General features: G+C 61.5%; 18 protein-coding genes and 3 pseudogenes. 10 read left to right on the forward strand and 11 right to left on the reverse strand.

Annotated features, from left to right (window positions below; genetic code table 11):
• Positions 1 to 658 precede the first annotated feature (658 nt).
• Both M3I54_RS29825 and M3I54_RS29835 read left to right on the forward strand, forming a co-directional pair.
• A pseudogene (locus M3I54_RS29825) lies at positions 659 to 2,243 on the forward strand (alkyl/aryl-sulfatase).
• 10 nt (positions 2,244 to 2,253) lie between these two features.
• Positions 2,254 to 2,847 (forward strand): hypothetical protein, encoded by a 594-nt coding sequence (locus M3I54_RS29835; RefSeq protein WP_254342326.1) that lies wholly within the window; start codon positions 2,254 to 2,256, stop codon positions 2,845 to 2,847.
• On the opposite strand, the pseudogene M3I54_RS29840 reads toward M3I54_RS29835, so the two are convergent.
• The 8 genes and pseudogenes from M3I54_RS29840 to M3I54_RS29875 form a co-directional block, all read right to left on the reverse strand.
• Positions 2,773 to 2,976: pseudogene (locus M3I54_RS29840) on the reverse strand (alcohol dehydrogenase catalytic domain-containing protein); the annotation flags it as partial. The gene M3I54_RS29835 and the pseudogene M3I54_RS29840 sit on opposite strands and share 75 nt — an antisense overlap.
• Positions 2,977 to 3,211: 235 nt before the next feature.
• A complete protein-coding gene (locus M3I54_RS29845) occupies positions 3,212 to 3,817 on the reverse strand; it encodes a TetR/AcrR family transcriptional regulator (RefSeq protein ID WP_254342328.1) in 606 nt (201 codons plus the stop codon).
• Between the two features lie 122 nt (positions 3,818 to 3,939).
• Positions 3,940 to 4,110, reverse strand: a pseudogene (locus M3I54_RS29850) (type II 3-dehydroquinate dehydratase); the annotation flags it as partial.
• A gap of 19 nt (positions 4,111 to 4,129) precedes the next feature.
• Complete coding sequence (gene aroE, locus M3I54_RS29855; protein ID WP_254342330.1) at positions 4,130 to 4,966, reverse strand: shikimate dehydrogenase; 837 nt, start codon at positions 4,964 to 4,966, stop codon at positions 4,130 to 4,132.
• Between the two features lie 6 nt (positions 4,967 to 4,972).
• Positions 4,973 to 6,184 (reverse strand): CaiB/BaiF CoA-transferase family protein, encoded by a 1,212-nt coding sequence (locus M3I54_RS29860; protein WP_254342332.1) that lies wholly within the window; start codon positions 6,182 to 6,184, stop codon positions 4,973 to 4,975.
• Positions 6,184 to 6,642: a MaoC family dehydratase gene (locus M3I54_RS29865; protein ID WP_254342334.1), complete on the reverse strand. Its 459-nt coding sequence runs from the start codon at positions 6,640 to 6,642 to the stop codon at positions 6,184 to 6,186. The genes M3I54_RS29860 and M3I54_RS29865 overlap by 1 nt, the downstream gene beginning before the upstream one ends.
• A 2-nt stretch (positions 6,643 to 6,644) precedes the next feature.
• Positions 6,645 to 7,037, reverse strand: coding sequence for a VOC family protein (locus M3I54_RS29870; protein ID WP_254342336.1), 393 nt, complete (start codon positions 7,035 to 7,037; stop codon positions 6,645 to 6,647).
• Entirely contained in the window at positions 7,034 to 7,984 is a 951-nt protein-coding gene (locus tag M3I54_RS29875) for a ketopantoate reductase family protein (protein ID WP_254342338.1), read from the reverse strand. The genes M3I54_RS29870 and M3I54_RS29875 overlap by 4 nt, the downstream gene beginning before the upstream one ends.
• 106 nt (positions 7,985 to 8,090) lie before the next feature.
• On the opposite strand from M3I54_RS29875, the gene M3I54_RS29880 reads away from it, so the two are divergent.
• The gene (locus tag M3I54_RS29880; protein ID WP_254342341.1) at positions 8,091 to 9,002 is read left to right on the forward strand and encodes a LysR family transcriptional regulator; all 912 of its coding nucleotides are present in this window, start codon (positions 8,091 to 8,093) and stop codon (positions 9,000 to 9,002) included.
• Positions 9,003 to 9,043: 41 nt separating this feature from the next.
• Here M3I54_RS29880 and M3I54_RS29885 read toward each other — a convergent pair whose 3' ends face one another.
• Entirely contained in the window at positions 9,044 to 10,111 is a 1,068-nt protein-coding gene (locus tag M3I54_RS29885) for a purine nucleoside permease (RefSeq protein ID WP_254342343.1), read from the reverse strand.
• A 381-nt stretch (positions 10,112 to 10,492) separates the two neighbouring features.
• Between M3I54_RS29885 and M3I54_RS29890 the strand changes: the two genes are divergently transcribed.
• Positions 10,493 to 11,848 (forward strand): metallophosphoesterase, encoded by a 1,356-nt coding sequence (locus tag M3I54_RS29890; protein ID WP_254342345.1) that lies wholly within the window; start codon positions 10,493 to 10,495, stop codon positions 11,846 to 11,848.
• A gap of 104 nt (positions 11,849 to 11,952) precedes the next feature.
• Here the strand turns inward: M3I54_RS29890 and M3I54_RS29895 are convergent, their stop codons facing one another.
• Positions 11,953 to 12,516, reverse strand: coding sequence for a TetR/AcrR family transcriptional regulator (locus M3I54_RS29895; RefSeq protein ID WP_254342347.1), 564 nt, complete (start codon positions 12,514 to 12,516; stop codon positions 11,953 to 11,955).
• On the opposite strand from M3I54_RS29895, the gene M3I54_RS29900 reads away from it, so the two are divergent.
• Both M3I54_RS29900 and M3I54_RS29905 read left to right on the forward strand, forming a co-directional pair.
• The gene (locus tag M3I54_RS29900) at positions 12,496 to 12,783 is read left to right on the forward strand and encodes a hypothetical protein (RefSeq protein ID WP_254342349.1); all 288 of its coding nucleotides are present in this window, start codon (positions 12,496 to 12,498) and stop codon (positions 12,781 to 12,783) included. The two genes, M3I54_RS29895 and M3I54_RS29900, sit on opposite strands and share 21 nt — an antisense overlap.
• Positions 12,784 to 13,027: 244 nt before the next feature.
• Complete coding sequence (locus tag M3I54_RS29905) at positions 13,028 to 13,336, forward strand: DUF4148 domain-containing protein (RefSeq protein ID WP_254342351.1); 309 nt, start codon at positions 13,028 to 13,030, stop codon at positions 13,334 to 13,336.
• A 66-nt stretch (positions 13,337 to 13,402) separates the two neighbouring features.
• Here the strand turns inward: M3I54_RS29905 and M3I54_RS29910 are convergent, their stop codons facing one another.
• Complete coding sequence (locus M3I54_RS29910) at positions 13,403 to 14,236, reverse strand: oxidoreductase (protein WP_254342353.1); 834 nt, start codon at positions 14,234 to 14,236, stop codon at positions 13,403 to 13,405.
• 94 nt (positions 14,237 to 14,330) lie between these two features.
• Between M3I54_RS29910 and M3I54_RS29915 the strand changes: the two genes are divergently transcribed.
• The 4 genes from M3I54_RS29915 (at position 14,331) to M3I54_RS29930 (ending at position 19,219) form a co-directional block, all read left to right on the forward strand.
• Positions 14,331 to 15,302: an AraC family transcriptional regulator gene (locus M3I54_RS29915; protein ID WP_254342355.1), complete on the forward strand. Its 972-nt coding sequence runs from the start codon at positions 14,331 to 14,333 to the stop codon at positions 15,300 to 15,302.
• Between the two features lie 107 nt (positions 15,303 to 15,409).
• Complete coding sequence (locus M3I54_RS29920) at positions 15,410 to 15,949, forward strand: hypothetical protein (RefSeq protein ID WP_254342357.1); 540 nt, start codon at positions 15,410 to 15,412, stop codon at positions 15,947 to 15,949.
• Positions 15,937 to 17,682, forward strand: a complete 1,746-nt coding sequence (aspT, locus tag M3I54_RS29925) for an aspartate-alanine antiporter (RefSeq protein WP_254342359.1) — start codon at positions 15,937 to 15,939, stop codon at positions 17,680 to 17,682. Before M3I54_RS29920 ends, aspT begins: the two co-directional genes overlap by 13 nt.
• Before the next feature lie 157 nt (positions 17,683 to 17,839).
• The gene (locus tag M3I54_RS29930; protein ID WP_254342361.1) at positions 17,840 to 19,219 is read left to right on the forward strand and encodes a glutamate decarboxylase; all 1,380 of its coding nucleotides are present in this window, start codon (positions 17,840 to 17,842) and stop codon (positions 19,217 to 19,219) included.
• Positions 19,220 to 19,262 lie beyond the last annotated feature (43 nt).

The following is a 19,262-nucleotide window of genomic DNA, read 5'->3' on the forward strand; positions in this document are numbered from 1 at the left end:
CGACCCAGGCGCACCTGTGGAACAGCGTGCGAAATTTCCTTATATCCTGCACGAGCAAAAGTTGACCGAGCAGATCCAGCAACCCCTACTGCCTTCTACGAAGACTTAATGCGTTTCGGGTATGTAAGGTCGCATGCAGCGGTGACCGCGCTGTGGTTTCGAGGAGCACCGTATGTTTTCAAATATGCCGTCAGTGCAAAGGCATTGCCCGAGCTACCCATAGTTTGGCCGTCGATATTGTGCGAAAAGATTTTCCCGCAGCAATCGAACTCCCGCCGGCCATTGAAAACGTCCTATCGCCCAACATCCGGAGATCGCGATGTCTCAACCCGATGAAGTAGCCAAGCCGGCAACAGCCGCAACGCTGGCCGTGAACAAGCAGTATGCGGACTTCCTGTCCTTTTCGGACGCCCAGGACTTTGAGGATGCCAAACGAGGCCTGGTCGCCACGCTTCCGGGTTCCGGCGTCATACCTGGGCCCGACGGCACTCCCGCCTGGGATCTCGCACAATTCGCATTCCTCACCGGCGGCCCTGAAAACAACGCGCCTCCGACGGTCAATCCAAGCCTCTGGCGCAACGCCAAGCTGAACATGAATCATGGTCTTTTCGTGGTCGTCGACGGCATCTGGCAGGTGCGCGGCTACGATCTCTCAGTGATGAGCATCATTCGCGGAGACTCGGGCTGGATCGTTGTCGACCCGCTGCTCACGAGCGCCACCTCATCCTATGTCTGGAAGAACCTTGTCATCCCGCATCTCGGCGACAGACCCATCACGCACGTAATCTACACGCACAGTCACGTGGATCACTATGGCGGTGTCCGCGGGATCGTGAACGAAGAAGACGTGCTATCGGGTAAGGTCAAGATTGTCGCGCCTGCCGGCTTCACCGAGGCCGCTGTCAGCGAGAACGTCATCGCCGGCAACGCCATGAGTCGGCGCGCGAGCTACATGTATGGCTCGCTCCTTCCCCGCAACGCGACAGGCAACGTGGACGCCGGCCTTGGCAAAGGCACATCGGTCGGACCCTGCACATTGTTCGAGCCGACCATGTATGTCGAAAAGACAGGGCAGAAGCTGACCCTCGATGGCGTGGAAATCGAGGTGCTGATGGCGCCGGAGTCGGAAGCGCCCTCCGAATTTATGTTCTACCTGCCCGGTTACAAGGCGTTCTGCTCGTCCGAAGATGCGACGCACACGCTGCACAATCTCTACACACTGCGCGGCGCGAAGATGCGTGACGGCCTGCGCTGGTCCAAGTATCTCCAGTCGGCCATCGACATGTTCGGCGAAAACGTGGACGTACTTTTCGCCTCGCACTTCTGGCCCACATGGGGCAACGAACGCATTGTCTCGTTCCTGCGCGCGCAACGTGACATGTACCGCTATCTGCACGATCAGACCATGCGGCTTTCCAACTCGGGCTATACGCCGCTGGAAATCGGCGAAGTCATGCGACTGCCGGACAGCATAGCGAAGCACTGGTATTGCCGAAGCTACTACGGAACTGTCTACCATGACGCCGTCGCGCAGTACAACCTGCGGCTCGGATTCTTCGACGGCAACCCTGCGAACCTGCACCGGCTCACCCCTACTGAAGCGGGCAAGCAATATGTGGAATACATGGGTGGCGCCGCCGCTGTGCTGCAAAAGGCACGCGCATCCTACGACAAGGGTGAGTACCGCTGGGTCGCGGAAGTCGTCAACCACATCGTATTCGCCGACCCGAACAATACGGCGGCGAAGCATCTGCTCGCCGATACCTACGAGCAACTGGGTTATCAGGCGGAATCTGGACCGTGGCGCAACTTCTACCTGACCGGTGCGATGGAACTGCGCGATGGCGTCAGAGAACTGCCCGCGCCCAACACACAAAGCCCCGACACGATTCGTGCGATGCCGCTAGACATGTTTCTCGACTACCTCGGCATCCGTCTCAACGCGGAGCGCGCGACCGGGAAGGCAGTGACCTTTGACCTCGTACTGACCGACACCAAACAGAATTACGCTCTAGGAGTCGAAAACTGCGCGCTGCATTACTCCCCGAACAAAACGTCAAACGTGGCAGACGCTACGCTGACCATGACGTGCCGACCTGAACGACATCATGCTGGGCAATACCAACATGCAAAAACTCGTGATGGCGGGCAGCGTGAAAATCGAGGGCGACAGCCAGAAGCTCGGCGAGTTTGTATCCTGGCTCGACACCTTCGATTTCTGGTTCAACATCGTCACGCCATGAGGTGAGCGCGATGTGCGCAATCTGCAATTTCAAGCTTGAATTCGGTATCGGCCACCCGTTCGCTCTCAGCGTTGCGGTGGCGTCCCGGCATGCGATCGAAGCCGGGCTGATCGAGCCGATCGACACCGCGGAGGGTGCGCTCTCCGCGGCCCGCAAGCGCATGTCCGCGGTCGACGCGCTCAACCTGCCGCAGGCCCGTATCGAATCCGGACACGCGGTGGATGATCTTCTCGCGCTGCCGGACTTCTACGTCCTGCTGATCGAGAACGACACGTGGGGCTTCTTCCACGCGACGACCGAGGGCTTCGATCCGGACATCGTGCCGGAGATGCCCGACGTCACCACGACAGACGAAGCGAGGCGCAGCAACGTCGTCATTACGTCGGAAGCAGCGTTGCGCGCCTGGCTGTCCGGTCGCTTCGACATGTCGCGTGCCTTCGACGCATCGCTCATTCTGATCGATGCACCCGATGCAGCAGTGGCGCTCCTCAAGCGGATGCTCTCCACTGCCGATTCAGTAGCCACGGTCAGCCAGGTCGTTGCCCAGAATCAGCGGCAAGCGGTAGGGCAAAATCAGCTTGAACTCCCCGTCCCTGATCTTTGAATCGAGCGGGTTCACGCCAGCAGCGTGAATCTGGATCAATACGTCGTCCTCACGCAGTTCCGGAACCGGCATATCGCCGGCTCGTATGCCATTCTTGCGCCCATATCGATCTACGACGAATGCCTTCATCATGTCGTTGTTCCTTGCCAGTTTCTCGTTGCGCGAAGTACTACCAGATAGTCCCGAAGAAGCTCGTATCGAAGATCGTACTCGCCAGGATGAAGCGCCCGTAACGAGGGCTATTTCGCTTTTCATCATGTCTTTCCGGTAGTGAGAAGTGTGTGTTTGCATGGTTAGGCGAGCGCCATAATATGATGATCGTCATATTTTTTGATCCAACGAAAGCGGCCGCCGGGCAAGCGGATTACTCATCAGCGGGTGCGAATGTATTCAGTGCGGCTTCGAGAAGACTGTCCGATAGTTTGGGGTCGTCGACGGCGCGCGCCAGCACCATGGTGCCGACCATGGTGGCAACGGTCAGAAGTGCCTGCTCATGTGCGCCCGGCTGCCCCCAATCGGGCAATTGCCGAGCGACGACATCGATCATTTCCTTGATGCGGCGGGTGGCCGCGCGGCGCACGACCGGCGCCTGGCGCGGCATCTCCGAGCCAAGGGCAGAGACCGGGCAGCCCGTCTCTACGGCGTCACGGTGCTCCTTCGACAGATAGGCGCGCACCATCGACGGCAATGCCTGCTCCTGCGGCACGGAAGCGGCGATTTGCTCCGACAACGCCACGGCCTCAGCACCGGCGCGGTCGGCCGCTTCGGCAAGCAGCACTTCCCGCGATGGAAAGTGAGCGTAGAAGCCGCCATGTGTCAGGCCAGCCTCCTTCATGATGTCGGCCACTCCCGTCCCGTCGTAGCCACTGCGCCGAATCGCGCGGGCGGCAACCTCGACGATGCGCTCGTGCGTGATTTCCTTGCGGCTGGCCGGTTTTCGATTGGATGATGGCTTCTGCATGATGATCATGCATATACCACATCGGCACAATTTGCTGCTCGAAGCAATCTCGATTGGTTTCAAGGCTTCCACCAGGCAGCGCCAGCGTTCGCAACTCTCTTCAAGACACAGAGCTCGGGATCGGTGTTTCACATCGCCGCTTCACTGTTCGTCTGGAACGATTCGACCTGCACACCCAGCTCCTCGCCCAAAGCCTGCAGCCTGGCATCGATATCGGCGAGCGTGACCCTTCCGTATTGCGCAAGGTCGCGTTTGCCAAACATGTTGTGATTGATGCCATGAAGCATCAAGACGTTCTTCATTGGTTTCTCCTTTGCGCGCTCAGTCGAGCGGCACGGTGAGACGGTCGATGACCGCGGCCGTCTCCGGACGCAAACCGCGCCACCATGCAAAGGCTTCCGCCGCCTGCTCGACCAGCATGCCCACGCCGTCAGCAACTCCATGTACGCCGGCGTTGCGCGCGAGCCGCAGGAACGGCGTGAGTCGCTTGCCATACGCCAGTTCGTAGGCTGTGCCATCCGGGCTGAATGCGCTCGGGGGGACGGGCGGCAGTTCACCTGTCAGGCTTGCCGAGGTCGCGTTGACCACAAGGTCGAAGCGGCCTCGCGCCGCGAGATCGCCGTAGCCACAGGCACGCAACGTCGCGCCGTGCGCGCCGACCCGGGCCGCCAGCGCTTCCCCTTTGGACACGTCGCGATTGGCGATGACCAGTTCCGCGGGACCCGCGGCGAGAAACGGCAGCAGCGCGCCGCGCGCTGCGCCGCCTGCGCCGAGCATCAATACGCGTTTGCCGGCGAGCGGAACGCCGAGATTGACTTCGATATCGCGCAACAAGCCAATACCGTCGAAATTCTCGGCAATGATCTGGCCGCCCTCGAACTTGAGCGCATTGGCGGCACCTGCCAGTGTCGCGCGCTCGCTGCGCTCGTCGGCGAGCGCGAAGGCCTTGAGCTTGAAGGGCGCGGTGACGTTCATGCCCTTGCCGCCTCCCGCAACGAACTGGCGCACGACCTTCGCGAAGCCATCGTCAGGATCGAGCGGACCTTCGATTGCGACGTAGGACATCGCCTGTTGCGTCGCTTCGGCAAACATGCCGTGAATCAACGGAGACTTCGTGTGTCCGATCGGGTGGCCGATCACCGCATACTGGTCATTCATGGTGTCTCACTTCGAGTAGAGAACGCCTTCGCTTTGCATCGCGTCGATCTCGGCGGCGGAAAAGCCGAGCGATTGCGCGACCTCCGTGTTGTGCTGCCCGAGATCCGGCGCGACGTCGCGAATGGTCGTGTCGCAATGGGAAAAGCGGAAAGGCAGGTTGGGCAAACGCAGCGTTCCGTAGCGCGGATGGTGCTGCTCGACCACCATGCCGCGCGCCCGGATCTGCGGATCGTCGAGCACTTCGTCGATGCGCTGCACCTTTGCGCAAGGCACGTCGATGCCATCCAGAAGTTCGAGCACCTGCGCGACGGGCCGCGCGGCTACCCACGGCTCAACGACGGACAGAATCGCCTGCCGGTGCGTATTGCGGCCTACGCTATCGTGAAAGCGCGTATCGCGGCCGAATCCGGCGGGCCCGCCGTGCGTTTCGATCAGCGCGGCCAGGCGCTTCCATGCGTCGTCCACTTGCGCCGCGATCACGAGGTCGCCGTCGGCGGCGCGAAACACGCCATAGAGTGTCGAGGTCGGCATATCGTGGCCCGTCTGCTCCGGCAGCACGCCTCGCAGCGTGTAGCACTGCACCGCGTATTCGTGCATCGACACGAGCGTGTCGTACAGCGCCATGTCGATGTGCTGACCGCGGCCGCTCTTCACGCGACCGAGCAGCGCCGCGTTGATCGCCGCCACCGCGTGAATGCCCGTGTACATGTCGCCGAGCGAAATGCGCAGCAGCGGCGGCGGCTCGCCCGGCGTGCCCACCATCTGCATGATGCCGCTCTTCGCCTCCGCAATCAGGCCGAAGCCGGCGCGATGCGCGTCGGGGCCCGTGTGGCCGTATGCCGAAATCGAACAGTAGACGAGGCCCGGATTGCGCGCGGATAACTCGGCATAGCCCAGTCCGAGCTTGTCCAGCGCGCCGGGACGGTAGTTCTCGACGAACACATCCGCCGAGTCGCACAGGCGGCGCATGAATTCCTTGCCGCGCGGGGCTTTCATGTCGACGCTGACGCCGCGCTTGCCCATGTTCAGTTGCAGGAAATAGCCGCTTTGCTGGTCGTCGAGCACGGTCGCGTGCTGGCGCCCGGCGTCGCCGCTGCCAGGCCGCTCGACCTTGATGACTTCGGCGCCGAGCGCCGCAAGGCAGCGGCCCACGTACGGACCGGCAAGGAAGTGGCTATAGTCGACAACGCGAATGCCTTCGAGAGGACGGGCCTGCATCAGTACGCTCCCGGCCGGCGCGGCACCATCAGACGATGCTCGCCACGTTGAACCACCTGGTTATCCTGATTGATCAGTTCGGAGGGCAGCACGACGATGCCCCAGCCCGGACGGCTATTGCTCGGTCGCATTGCGCCGACGCGAATTCTCACGTGCAGCACGTCGCCCACCTTGATAGGCAGCAGAAAATCCCACGTCCAGCCGAGCGACATGCCGGGCACGAAGCGATAGTCGCTCTGGGTCTTGAGGCCGTCGGCGATCGACAGCCCAAACAGGCCATGCGCAACGAGGCAGCCGAAGTGGCTCGCGTTGGCGTATGCCTCGTCCACGTGGACGGGCGTATGGTCGCCCGTGAGGTCGGCGTAGGCGAGGATGCGCTCCTTCGTCACGGTGTAGCTCGGGCTCACGCACGCGTCGCCTTCGCGGGCGTCGTCCCAGTACTTCTCGATGATCGTCATGCTCACGCCTCCGCGCGCGGGTTGATGTTCAGCGCCTGCGCGACACAGAACGCGGGTTTGGCCTGAATCAGTTCGACGGCAAGACCGTCGGGCAGACGCAGCCAGTTGCGCCCTTGCGGCATTTCGCTGACGCCATAGGCGTGGGCCGCAGCTAAAGCGGCTTCGAGGTCTTCGCACATGACGCCCAGATGCGCGAGGCGCCCTTCGGGGCCTTCGCGTTGCGGCGCATGAATGAATTGCAAACCGCCTAGCGTCCAGTACTGGCGCGGCGCGTCGACGGTGCCGTCGACTTCGCGCATGGTCATGCCTAGCACGTCTTCGAAGAAACGGATATGCCAGCGGATGTCCTTCACCCAGATCGCGACATGCTCCAGATAAGCCTTCGAGCCGCTCATGCCGTTGCCTCCTCGCGCGCTTCATCGGCCATCGCGCGTTCGATGCCCTTGATACACGCCACCAGCGTCGCGTTGACGGGCGTCGGCACGCCGAGCCGTTGGCCCCAGCGCACGACCGAACCGTTGATGAAATCGATCTCCGTGACCGAGCCTTTTTCGAGGCTTTGCAGCATCGACGTCTTGAACGCGGGAGAAAGACCTTCGGCCGCGAGTGTCCAGGCCTGTTCGGGGTCCGTCATCGAGAGCATGACGCCGGCCGCCTGTGCCGCCGCGATTGCCTCGGATACGGCCGCGAGCGCCGTAGCCTTCAACAACGGCTCGTCATAGAGCTGGCCGTAAGTGAGACGCGTAATGCCCGTAATCGCGCCCGTAGCGACGTTGACGAGCAGCTTGTCCCACATCGTGCCCATGATGTTGTCGCTGACCGTGGTCAGCAGCCCGCCAGCGTCGAAGGCCTCGGCGATCGCCTGCACACGGGGCGTGAGCCGGCCATCCAGTTCGCCGATATAGGTCGCCTTGCCGGTGACACCCGACTGGATATGCCCTGGAGCGCGCAACACGCCGCCGACATACGTCTTGCCCGCCAGCACACGCTCGCGGCCCACGATATCGGCGAGCACGTCTTCGTGCCCGAGGCCGTTCTGCAGCGAAAGCACGAGCGTGTGCGGCCCGACCAGCGCGAGTGCGCCGCGCATGGCGGCGTCGGTATGAAAGGACTTGACTAGCACGACGACCACGTCGGCCACGCCGACTTCGCTCGCCTGCGTTGCCGCGCGCACCGCGACGCGCCGCGAGCCATTGGCGTCGTCGACCAGCAGGCCGTCGCGGCGCATCGTTTCGACATGGACGGGCGAACGGTCCAGCAGCCAGGTTTCGTGGCCGCCTTCCGTGAGGGTGGCGCCGATGGCGCAGCCTAGTGCGCCGGCACCGAGAATCGCAATCTTCACAGGGCTTCTCCTTGACGTGTAGCCACACGATAGGAGTCGCCGCTCATATCGGCAATGCAATGACTACAATGACGTCATTGCGACAGACAATAATGCCCGTCACGCCATGATGCCGTCCGATTTACCCGACCTGAAACTGCTGCAGCTATTCGACCTGCTCTATGACACGCGCAGCGTCACGCGCGTTGCCGAGCAATTGGGGCAAAGCCAGCCCACCATCAGCATCTGGCTCGGGCGGCTGCGCGAGTATTTGCAGGATCCGCTTTTCATCCGCACCCCTGGCGGCATGGCGCCGACGCCGCAGGCCGATGCGTTGATCGGGCCTTGCCGCGAGATTCTCGAATCGCTCAGGCGCTTCGTCGCGTGGGAGATCGCGTTCGATCCCGCGACCGCGCAGCGGCGCTTTCGCATCTGCATGACGGACGCGAGCCACATTACGCTGCTGCCGAGACTACTCGCGCATGTGCGCGCGCAGGCGCCCGGCATCCGGCTAGAAGCGGCGAGAATCGACGGCCACACGGAACGTGCGCTGGAGTCGGGGGAGGCCGATCTTGCCATCGGCTATGTGCCCTGGCTAAGCGGCGGCATCTACCAGCAGCAGCTCTACCAACAGGACTGGGTGTGCCTGACCAACCGGCATCACCCGCGAGTTCGCGCGAGGCTTGGCCTGAAGCAGTACCGCTCGGAGGGGCATGTCGTTATCGAGTCGGGCACGGGCGCGCAGCTTCTCGAACAGGCGCTGGCGCGCGAGCGCGTCGAGCGCGACGTGGTGCTGCAGTTGCCCGGTTTCCTCGGGCTGGGGACGATCGTCCAGACCACCGATCTGGTCGCTACACTGCCGCGCCACATCGGCGAAACGCTCGCGCAAGCCAACGATCTGGCCGTCCATTCGTGCCCGATTCCCGTGGACGGGTTTTCCGTCCGACAACACTGGCATGCGAAATACCACCATGAGGCCGGGAATCGCTGGTTGCGTGGCGTGGTCGTTCAGTTGTTCGGCGTCCCACCGAGAAAATGACGCCAGGGCGCCGCGTTACGCGTCACCGCTCCGCAAATGCGCTACCGCTGCGGTACGCCGTTGCGCCACTCACCCCAATGCGTGACGATGTCCTGCACGAGCGGATTGCCCGCGAGGAACAGATTGTCGATCGCGATCGAGAAGCCGCCTTGCGACGAGTAATTGAGCAGATTGTCCGCGCTCGATTGGCCCGCGTACGGCCGGTCGAAGTCCGAACCGGCGCGCAGCACCGCCACACGGTTCAGGTCGACGCGATGCACGTTCGCCGCGCGCGTCAGCGCCTCGAAGGTGGCATTGTCTTCCTGCTGCGTCGTGCAATAGGTGCCCTTCCCGTCGGTCAGGATCTTCGTCCATTGCCGCGCTCGCTCGCCGAGGTCGGTGCCCGACCACCAGGTATCGCCCGCCAGGGTGTCGCACTGGATCACGGTCGGTGGACGGTTTGCGGGTGCATAGCTGTACTTGGCGCGGGCGGCCTGCGCCTGTGCGTCGTCGGTGAGCGTCACGTTGCGAGACAGCGCGAATGCCGCGTTCGAGAGCGCCGGATTGAGCTGGAACACCTCGGTGCGATAGTCGAGCGGCGGCTTCTGCGTCGGGCCCGTCGTGTTGATGCCAAGATAGCCGGTGTTCCAGCCCGGCGGAATTTCGCGTCCGTCGATCTCCCACTGAATGCCGAAGTCGACGAGCCAGTTCGCCCAGGCAGCCGAACCGACGGTGCCCTGCAGCGGATCGATCCCGGCGATGCCCGCCACCATGAAGTATGTATGACGCAAATCGAAACGCGGCGAGAACGTCAACGCCATGATCGACGCGGCCGCATTCGCGTGCCCCATGCCTGTCGTCATCACACAGACATCCTGCCGGTTGCAGTGCACGGCCGGGTAATCAGGGGACAGACCCGCGACGGTGATGTCCTGCCACGGTCCGAGATGATCCAGCCACACCTGGCCTTCCGGACCGAACATCGAAATGATCATCACTTTGACCGCACGGCCATGCGACGCGCCGTCGTCCTGCGCGAAGCTGTCGTCAGCATGCGCGAGGGCGGGTGCAGCGGCAGCGCCGGCCACGAGCAACGATGAAATCACTGCGCCAAAAGCACGATTTAGCATAATAGGTCCCACCCGTTATGTAAGAACCGCAGTTGCGAAACGTGAATCGCGTGCCGTGTTGTCGACTGATATCGTGGTTTTTTCTCGGCGTGCAGCGTGGGACCTGGGCGTGAGCCAATCAGGCGACAGTGAGTATAAACGGAGAAAATAAAGCCGAACGAAGCGCTGGCTGATCCAGGCGTGGGTGAATGGGATCAAGTCGCCTGTTACGACCTGCAACGACTGCGACTGAACCTCTCCCTCAAGCCACCGTCTCACCAGGAGCATTCGGCAAGGGGCCACGCAACCGTCGACGCTCATCATGCACCGCGACTGCGCTGCATGTAGCAAGCCCCATCGGACACGGCCCCGCTTTTTAACCGCGATCGGAGGAAATAGAACATGCCAAAGAAGCGCTCGGTTCGAACGTCAGCCAGCAGCGGCGGTGGCCGCGTTCTCGCCGCACCCGTTTTCTCGCAGCCGCAGCCTACGCCAGATCCGCAAACCTTCATCGTCAGGCACGCATCCGATGTGGCGGCCTACAGGATGATCGACGAACTCAACCGCGAGCACAAACTCAAGGCCCTTCCGTTTCCTGCGCCGCGCGGCGGCGTCGAGCCCCGCCTGACACTCGCGGACGTGAATAACAACGATCAGACCATCCTCGACCAGATCAACGCGAACGGACAGATCGTTTTTCACTCCACGGGCGATTGCGGCAGTACCCGAGGCCCGAAAACGCAGAACGAAGTCTCCGACAAGATGGTCAGCGACTTCGACGAAACCGATCGTGCCGAAGTACCGCAATTCAATTTTCTGCTGGGCGACATCGTCTACAGCTTCGGCGAAGCGCAGTACTACTACGATCAGTTCTACGAGCCTTATCGCGACTATCACGCACCGATCCTCGCAGTCGCCGGCAATCATGACGGGATGATCTCGCCTTTGCAGCATGAAAAGAGTCTGCAGGCGTATCTGCGAAACTTCTGCGCCGACTGCTTTCAGGTCTCGCCCGATGCGGGCAATCTTTCACGCACTGCGCAAATTCAACCGGGAGTCTTCTTTACATTCGAGGCCCCGTTCGTGCGCATCATCGCGTTGTATAGCAATACGCTTGAAGATCCTGGAGTGATTTCGAACAGCGATATCGGCAACAGCCAGCTGAAGTTTCTCAAGGCCGCGTTGACGCGGGTGAAAAAGGAAGGCTACACGGGCGCTTTACTGTTCGCGCATCATCATCCGCCGTATGTCGCGCGCGGACGTCACGGCTGGAGTATCGAGATGCAGCGGCAGATCGATGCGATCTGCGAAGCGGTGGGCGTATGGCCGCATGCCGATCTTGCGGGACACGCGCACAACTATCAGCGCTTTACACGCACACGTCCAGACGGCACCCACATTCCGTATATTGTGTGCGGCAACGGCGGACACAACGTACAGCGACTGACCACCAACGGACAACCGCCGCTTCGTGCACCGCAACTGATTCAGGCCGCATCGACGAGTACCGATGCCGTTGTCATCGAGAACTACGACGACCAGAATTACGGCTATTTGCGCATCGTCGCGAACGACACCCAGTTGCGGATCGAATATCACGCTGCCGTCGACGGACCGTATACCAAGGCGCCCGACGATCAGGTGACCGTCGATCTGGCCACACGCCAGCTTTCGCATTACCTGGCCCGCAATGCTGGCATACCCGCGCTGGCCACGCGCATCCGGGAGTTTGCGCAAAGCGAGAAACCCAGGCGCTGATCGGGAAGTCAGCACTCAGCATGGGAGAGCCGGGATGCGCAACCGCCTCGGGGCAAGTGTCCCCTCTTGCGCGTGCCCTCAGCCGTGCTTGCGCGGCGCCGACGTCAACGCGAGCGCCGAGCGCTCGACGGCGTCGGCGATCCGCTTCGACAGCGCCGGATCCGGTACCGCCCGCGCCAGCGTGACCCCGCCCGACAACATCGCAAGCAGCGCGATCGCCTTGTCGTCGCGCGCCGCGCCGGCTTCGTCGGGCAGCCCCGCCGAGACTCGATCAGGCGGCGCAACTCCGTCTCATAGGCTTCGCGAGTCTCGGCGTCGGCGCGCACCATCTCGGGAGAAAAGCTCGGCAGCGCGCAACTTTCGCCGATGTCGCAAGTGCGCTTTGGGCCCAGATAGAGCCCAATGAACGTCTTGAGCCAGCGTTTGCCGTGGCTCGTCTTCAGGTCGGCGACGGCGAGCCGCAACTGTTCCAGGCCAGCCAGGACCACCGTGCGGAACGCCTCGCCCTTCGATTTGAAGTGCCCGTAGAACGCGCCGTTGGTGACGCCCGCCTCCCTCGTCAGGCCGTCGATACCGGAGCCGCCATAGCCATCGCGCCGGAACAGGCGGCTCGCTGCATCGACGATGCGTTTGCGGGTTTCGATCTTGTGCTCGGCAGAGTAACGCATCGGATCTCACATTCGGAGCGATCGCTCGCCGCCGCGGCGTTCGTCGAACTCACGCTGCCGCAGATCGCGCTTGCGACGCCCGAGGCCAAACAGGCTTTCACCGAAAAGGCGACCGCGATCCTCAAACAGGCGGCCGGCGGGCGCCTTACGCGGGATCACATCTGGACCAACATCGTCTATGCGGCGGACGGCTCCTGGGGAATTGCGGGCCGTGCCCACAGCAACGTAGACCTCGTCGAGGCGATACAGGAAGCGGCGATCGAGTGAACCGGGCGCTCGCGCGTGTTCGTCAGGTGCGCTTGCGCGAGATGTCCGCGCACGTGCACCGCGCGCGAGCGGTCAACCGGCAACGCCGAACGGAGCGTCCATTCATGCGGCTTTCCAACTAGCTGTTCTTTACGACAACGCCTCTTCCGGTGACGGGCCTAAGGCAAAATACACGCGGAAGTCACGCGCGACGGGCGGCATCGCACCGCATGCGTTGCGTCACTCCGATGCGTGGAGATGCGCTATGGAAAGCCACCCGAAAAACCGCCCGACGCTGACTGCGTTGGCGCTCCTGCTGACGGGATGTGCCGCCGGCGGCGTGCCGCAAAGCGGGCCACATCTGAGCCCAACGGAGTGCCGTGACCTGACCGCGCTCAGGAGCAACGCGCCTCCGACGATGGCGCAACACCAAAGCGAGGTTGCGGCGCTGAGGAAGGCGGGCTACGACCCATCACCATGGAACGACCCATACTACCCCGACGATCTACAGGCGGCGCAGCGCCTGGTCGACCATTGGTTCGACACGGAGTGCCAGCAGTTTCGATCCGGGTGAGAAGCCTCGAAGCCACTACGGCTTCTTGAAACGATTGAACAAGACACGTCGCTGCGCCCGCGATCCTCAGCCGTCAGTCGAGACCGTCACGCTCTCCCAGGCACGGATTTCGTCTTCCAGCGTCGACAGTTTGTCCCTCACGAGCCCGAGTGCATCGCTACCGAGCAAAAGATGCGTGGGAGGGTCGTCCGCGGCGATTGCGGCAAGCATTGCGCGCGCGGCCTTTTGGGGATCGCCCAGTTGTTTGCCGCTTTTCTCCTCGCGCGCTTTGCGGATGGGGTCGAAGATCGCGTCGTAATCCGGGATCGAACGGGACGTTCGTCTCATCGAGCGGCCGGCCCAATCGGTGCGGAAGGAGCCAGGCGCGACGGCTGTCACGGCGATACCCAAGGGCTTGACCTCTTTAGCAAGCGCCTCAGAGATGCCCTCCAGGGCGAACTTGCTTCCGCAGTAATAGCTGATGCCTGGCATGGTGATATGACCGCCCATCGACGTGATATTCAGAATGTGGCCGCTTCTGCGCGCACGCATGAAAGGCAGAACCGCCTTCATCATGGCGACAGCGCCAAACACGTTGACATCGAACTGTCTGCGCATTTCGGATAGAGGCGATTCTTCCATGACGCCTTCGTGCCCGTAGCCGGCATTGTTGACCAACACATCAACCGGCCCGACGGTCGCCTCAATTTCCGCGACGATACCGTCGATCGCATCGAAGTCGGTCACGTCAAGCACTCGTCCGAATACGGCATTTGCGGACAGAGACTCGAACTCGCGCCTTGCCTGCGCACTTCGCACGGTACCGACGACTTTGTGACCTGCCGCCAGCGCCTCTTGCGCGAGCGCGCGGCCAAAGCCGCTGCTCACGCCAGTGATAAGCAGAATTTTGCTGGAATCCACTGAAGCTTCTCCCGAATGTTCTCTGGTGAATGCATACTAGTCTGAAGAGCGGGTCGAACCAAGCCAAATTCCGCTATTTTTCTTGTCTAAAACTATGAGCACGAAGCGGGCCTCCACCCACAACCCTGACCTCTCATCGCGAAGCCGCAATCGCGTCATTGCGTTGCTTCGCGCGTTGGCGCCCGAGGAGGGCTACAACCTCACAGCGCTGCCGAGCGTCCGTATCCTGCGTTCAAACCGGCCGCTGTCACTCATGCCGGTTCTCTACGATCCCGGCATCGTGATCGTTTGTCAGGGGCGCAAGCGAGGTTATTTCGGCGACCATCTCTACCTGTACGATGAACATCACTATCTGGCCGTGTCCGTGCCTGTTCCGTTCAGCATGGAAACCGACGCAACCGAGGAGCGTCCGTTGCTTGCGCTCTACCTGCACCTCGATTTCACATTGGCCGCCGAACTGGCGGTACAGATTGATCGCGAAGGCGTAACGGAGCACGTGCAAGCGCCTCAGAGCATGATGTCGACGCCGATGGATGACGCGATGCAGGTCTCGGTGTTGCGCTTCCTCGAGGCGATGCATCGGCCCCTCGAAGCCGCCGTATTGGGCCCGTGCCTGCTGCGCGAACTCTATTTCCGAGTGCTCACCGGAGCACAAGGAAGCTCGATGCGCGAGGCGTTGGCGATGCGAGGTCAGTTCGGCCGGATAGGTAGATCGCTACGCCTTATCCATGCCGGCTACGCGCAGCCGCTGGACGTGACGCAGTTGGCGCAGGAAGCGGGGATGAGCGTTCCGAGCTTCCATAGCCACTTCAAGGCGATCACACAAGTGTCGCCGATGCAGTACGTGAAGTCGACGCGTTTGCATCAGGCTCGCCTGTTGATGGTCCGCCAGGACCTGACCGCGGAGGCGGCGAGCCTCGCAGTGGGCTACACAAGTGCGTCCCAGTTCAGCAGGGAGTTCAAAAGACTCTTTGGCCTGACGCCTGCGGCGGAAACGAAGCGGATGCGCGCAAGCTTTGCGATTCCGGCACCGTTTGCAGATGCGACCTACGTTTCGTCGCACTGAGTCTGGCGCACTTCGGGTTACCCGTGGCGAGAGAATGCGTCCATGGCGCGTAGCACCACCGGATCGGCTTTCTGCCAGCAGGAAATTGCGAAGCCGAGGGGTACAAGATGTTCTTCGCCGCGCTGGGATGCAATCTCGCGTGGGTTGGCGCGCTGGGCTGCGCACAAAACAAGCCTCGGATGCGAATGCTTGCGGCGATACCGGAGCGCATAAACAGTGTAGCGTTCGTGGACGAGTTGGTTGAAAACGCCTGCACGCGATGGTCGCTGTTGGAGATTCGTGCATTGTTTCCGTGTTCGAAGCCGTTCACCTCGCCCAAATCACGGACGTATATCGCCACGCAGCGTCACCACCCTATGGGACCAAAGTCTCATTGCGCGGCCAAACAAACTGGCAATATTGTTGAGCCATGGTTTGACCTATCAATCCGGCAACGACGCAACGACGGGCGGCGTGTGGACCGTCGCTCACTTCGAATCGTGCGATTGGAACACTTACAGCAAGCGGACCTACATAGGATTCCTTTTAGTTCGTTGCTTCGTCACAAAAACATCATCGTTGTTCCGGTGAATGGGTTCCTGGGCGATTTCCTCAGTTTTCTGAATTCTGAAGCAATCAAAGACGAGGATCGATCATGTCATGGTTAGCAGACACATTGCGGCACTATCCCGAGATCGCCGTATTCCTGTCACTTGGAATCGGCTACTGGGTTGGCGGCAAAAGCTACAAAGGTTTCAGCCTCGGCGCCGTGACAGCAACGCTGCTAGCTGCCATCGCGATCGGGCAACTCCACATCACCATCTCACCGAACGTCAAGTCGGTATTCTTTTTGATGTTCCTCTTCGCGGTTGGCTATGGCGTCGGCCCGCAGTTCGTGCGCGGGATCGCCAAGGATGGCCTGCCGCAAGCACTTTTCTCGGTTGTGCAATGTGTGCTGTGTCTCGCCGCGCCGATCATCGCGGCAAAACTGGCAGGCTACAGCGTCGGAACTGCGGCTGGGCTCTTCGCTGGTTCGCAAACCATTTCGGCTTCAATGGGTCTCGCCACGGACGCAATCAACCGGCTGGGGTTGCCGGCCGACCAGTCGAAAGCCTTGCTGGACGCGATGCCAACTGCGTATGCCGTCTCCTACATCTTTGGCACAGTCGGTTCTGCAGTGCTGCTTGCCACGTTGGGGCCCAGGTTGCTGCGCATCGACCTCGTCGCAGCGTGCAAGGAATACGAAGCGAGCCTCGGTGGCACAACAGAGCTAGGCGGCGCAGGCCAGGCGTGGCACCGGTACGAGTTGCGCGCATATCGCATCGTCGCGGACAGTCTGGCCGTTGGCAAGACAGTAAGCCAACTGGAAGCGCTCGAGCCAGAAGGCACACGGTTATTTATCGAGCGCATCCGGCGCGGCAGCACCATCCAGGAGGCCACCCTGGACTACGCCCTCCAGCCCGATGACGTGATTGCGGTCGCCGGCCCCCGCGACCAGCTTGTGTCGCTGCTCGGAGCGAAGGAAGCCGGTGCCAGCAGCAGCGACAGCCAGGTCGTCTCGGTTCGCGCGACGAAAGCGCAGGAGATTGACGACCCAGAACTGCTGGCCGTGCCTGCCGAGGGAGTCGACGTTTATGTGACCAGCAAGGCGGTGGACGGCAAGACGTTACTGGAGCTTTCGAAGTTGCCCGCAGCGCGTGGCGTTTTCCTAAGGAAGATCAAGCGCGGCCCGACCGAAACGCCGATTCCAGTTCTGCCGAACACCAAACTGCTGCGCGGCGACACGGTGACGATCGTAGGCCGTACGCAGGATACGACAGCCGCTGCGAAAGCCCTCGGCGTCATCGACCGGCCCACGGCCGTCACGGATGTCGCCTTCGTGAGCCTCGCGATAACCGTAGGTGCCCTGGTGGGTGCGGTCGTCATCAAGGCAGCCGGCGTCCCGATCACGCTCTCCACCGCCGGCGGTGCGCTGATTGCGGGCATTGTATTCGGCTGGCTGCGCGCGATTCACCCCACCTTCGGCCGCATTCCCGAGCCCACCGTATGGTTCATGAACTCGGTCGGGCTGAATGTGTTCATTGCCGTCGTTGGGATTACGGCCGGGCCGGGGTTCGTCTCGGGGCTGCGGGAACTGGGAGTGAGCCTCTTTCTGTGGGGCATCTTCGCCACGAGCCTTCCGTTGATTCTCGGGATGCTGATCGCCAAGTACGTGTTCCGGTTTCATCCGGCCATTCTGCTCGGCGTATGTGCCGGCGCGAGAACCACGACCGCAGCACTAGGCATGGTCTGCGACGCTGCAAAAAGTCAGATCCCCGGCCTGGGCTATACGGTGACCTATGCAGTAGGCAACACACTGCTGACCATCTGGGGCATGGTCATCGTCATGATTCTGGCCTAGCAGGCGCGCGTTTCCCGCGCGCTGTCGCCTGGGAAGCTCACGCAGAACGGGCCAAACCTGGCCGCGCCTGACAACAAGGAAGGCCGCGAAGCAACATAAGAGCTGCAACACCAGACCGATCAAACCGGTGACGTCTTTGCACGTTTAAGGAGTTCACATGGCTACGCCAATTGAGAAGGTCACACCGTACGACGAGTTCAACTACGCGATCCCGGAGGGGGAGTTCCCGAAGGACGGCATGTCGGCACGCGCAGCAGCTGCGGTTGTCATCAGCGCTGAGTGGACCGATGCCAACCCCATGCTGAATATGTCGTCATTCGTCACCACATGGGCGGAACCGGAAGCGGCAGAGGCAGCAAAGCGCAATATCTTCAAAAACTATATCGACCACGACATGTATCCGCAGCTATTCGCGATGGAAACGCGGATGGTGAGGTGGCTGCACCAGTTGTGGAACGGCCCTCACGGAGTGGAACCGTACGGCACCGCAACGGTGGGTTCGTCCGAGGCCTGCATGCTGGCCGGTCTCGCTCACAAGTGGAACTGGCGCCAGAAACGGGAAAAGGAAGGCAAGGATGCAAGCCGCCCCAACATGGTGACGGGCGGTAACGTTCAGATCGTGTGGAAGAAATTTCTGCGCTATTTTGACGTCGAACCGCGTATCGTGCCATTGAAGCCGGGCAACTATCGGCTGACCGCCGACGAGCTCGAAAAGTACGTGGATGAGAACACCATTGCAGTGGTGGCCATCGCCGGACAGACCTTCACCGGCGAGGACGATGACATAGAGGCCATTCATGACTGGCTCGATGACTACGAGAAGAAAACGGGCATCTCGATTCCAATGCATATCGATGGCGCGTCAGGCGGCTTTGTCAATCCGTTCCTGTACCCCGACTACAAATGGGATTTCCGGCTGCCGCGCGTGCAATCGATCAACGCCTCGGGGCACAAGTACGGCCTCGTTCCACCTGGGCTCGGTTGGGTCATCTTCCGCGAGCGTAAGGTCTTTAACGAGGATCTTGTGTTCTACGTGAATTATCTGGGCGGGGAAATGCCGACGGCGACACTGAACTTCAGTCGCAACGGTTTCCAGATAGCTGTGCAGTACTACATGTTCCTTCGGCATGGCTTCGAGGGCTACAGACGAATCATGCAACATACGCTGGACAATGCAACTGCGCTGCGCAAAACACTCGTGGACAGCGGCTTTTTTACGATCATGAACGAGGCGCAGCGCATTCCCGTCGTAGCGGTCACACTCAACAAAGAAGTCACGCGGTACAACGAGTTTGACGTCTCGAACAAGGTTCGCGAAAAGGGCTGGGTACTGTCCGCATACACGATGCCGCCAAACGCCGAAGAGGTGAGGAGCCTGCGAGTCGTGGTCCGCCCGCACGTCAATCACCACGTGGCTCAGCTTTTGGGGCAAGACATCCTCTCCGCGTGTAAATACCTGGAGGAACACGGTGGAAACGCGACGCCGCCGAAGCTTCACGCCCACGCGCCAGAAAAGACGACTTTGTCGAAATGCTGAGGACCTTCCGCTCTGCGAGCCCGCGGGGCGGACAAATAGACAA

Source organism: Paraburkholderia sp. CNPSo 3274, assembly GCF_024206475.1.
In the GTDB taxonomy this organism is placed as follows: Bacteria; Pseudomonadota; Gammaproteobacteria; order Burkholderiales; family Burkholderiaceae; genus Paraburkholderia.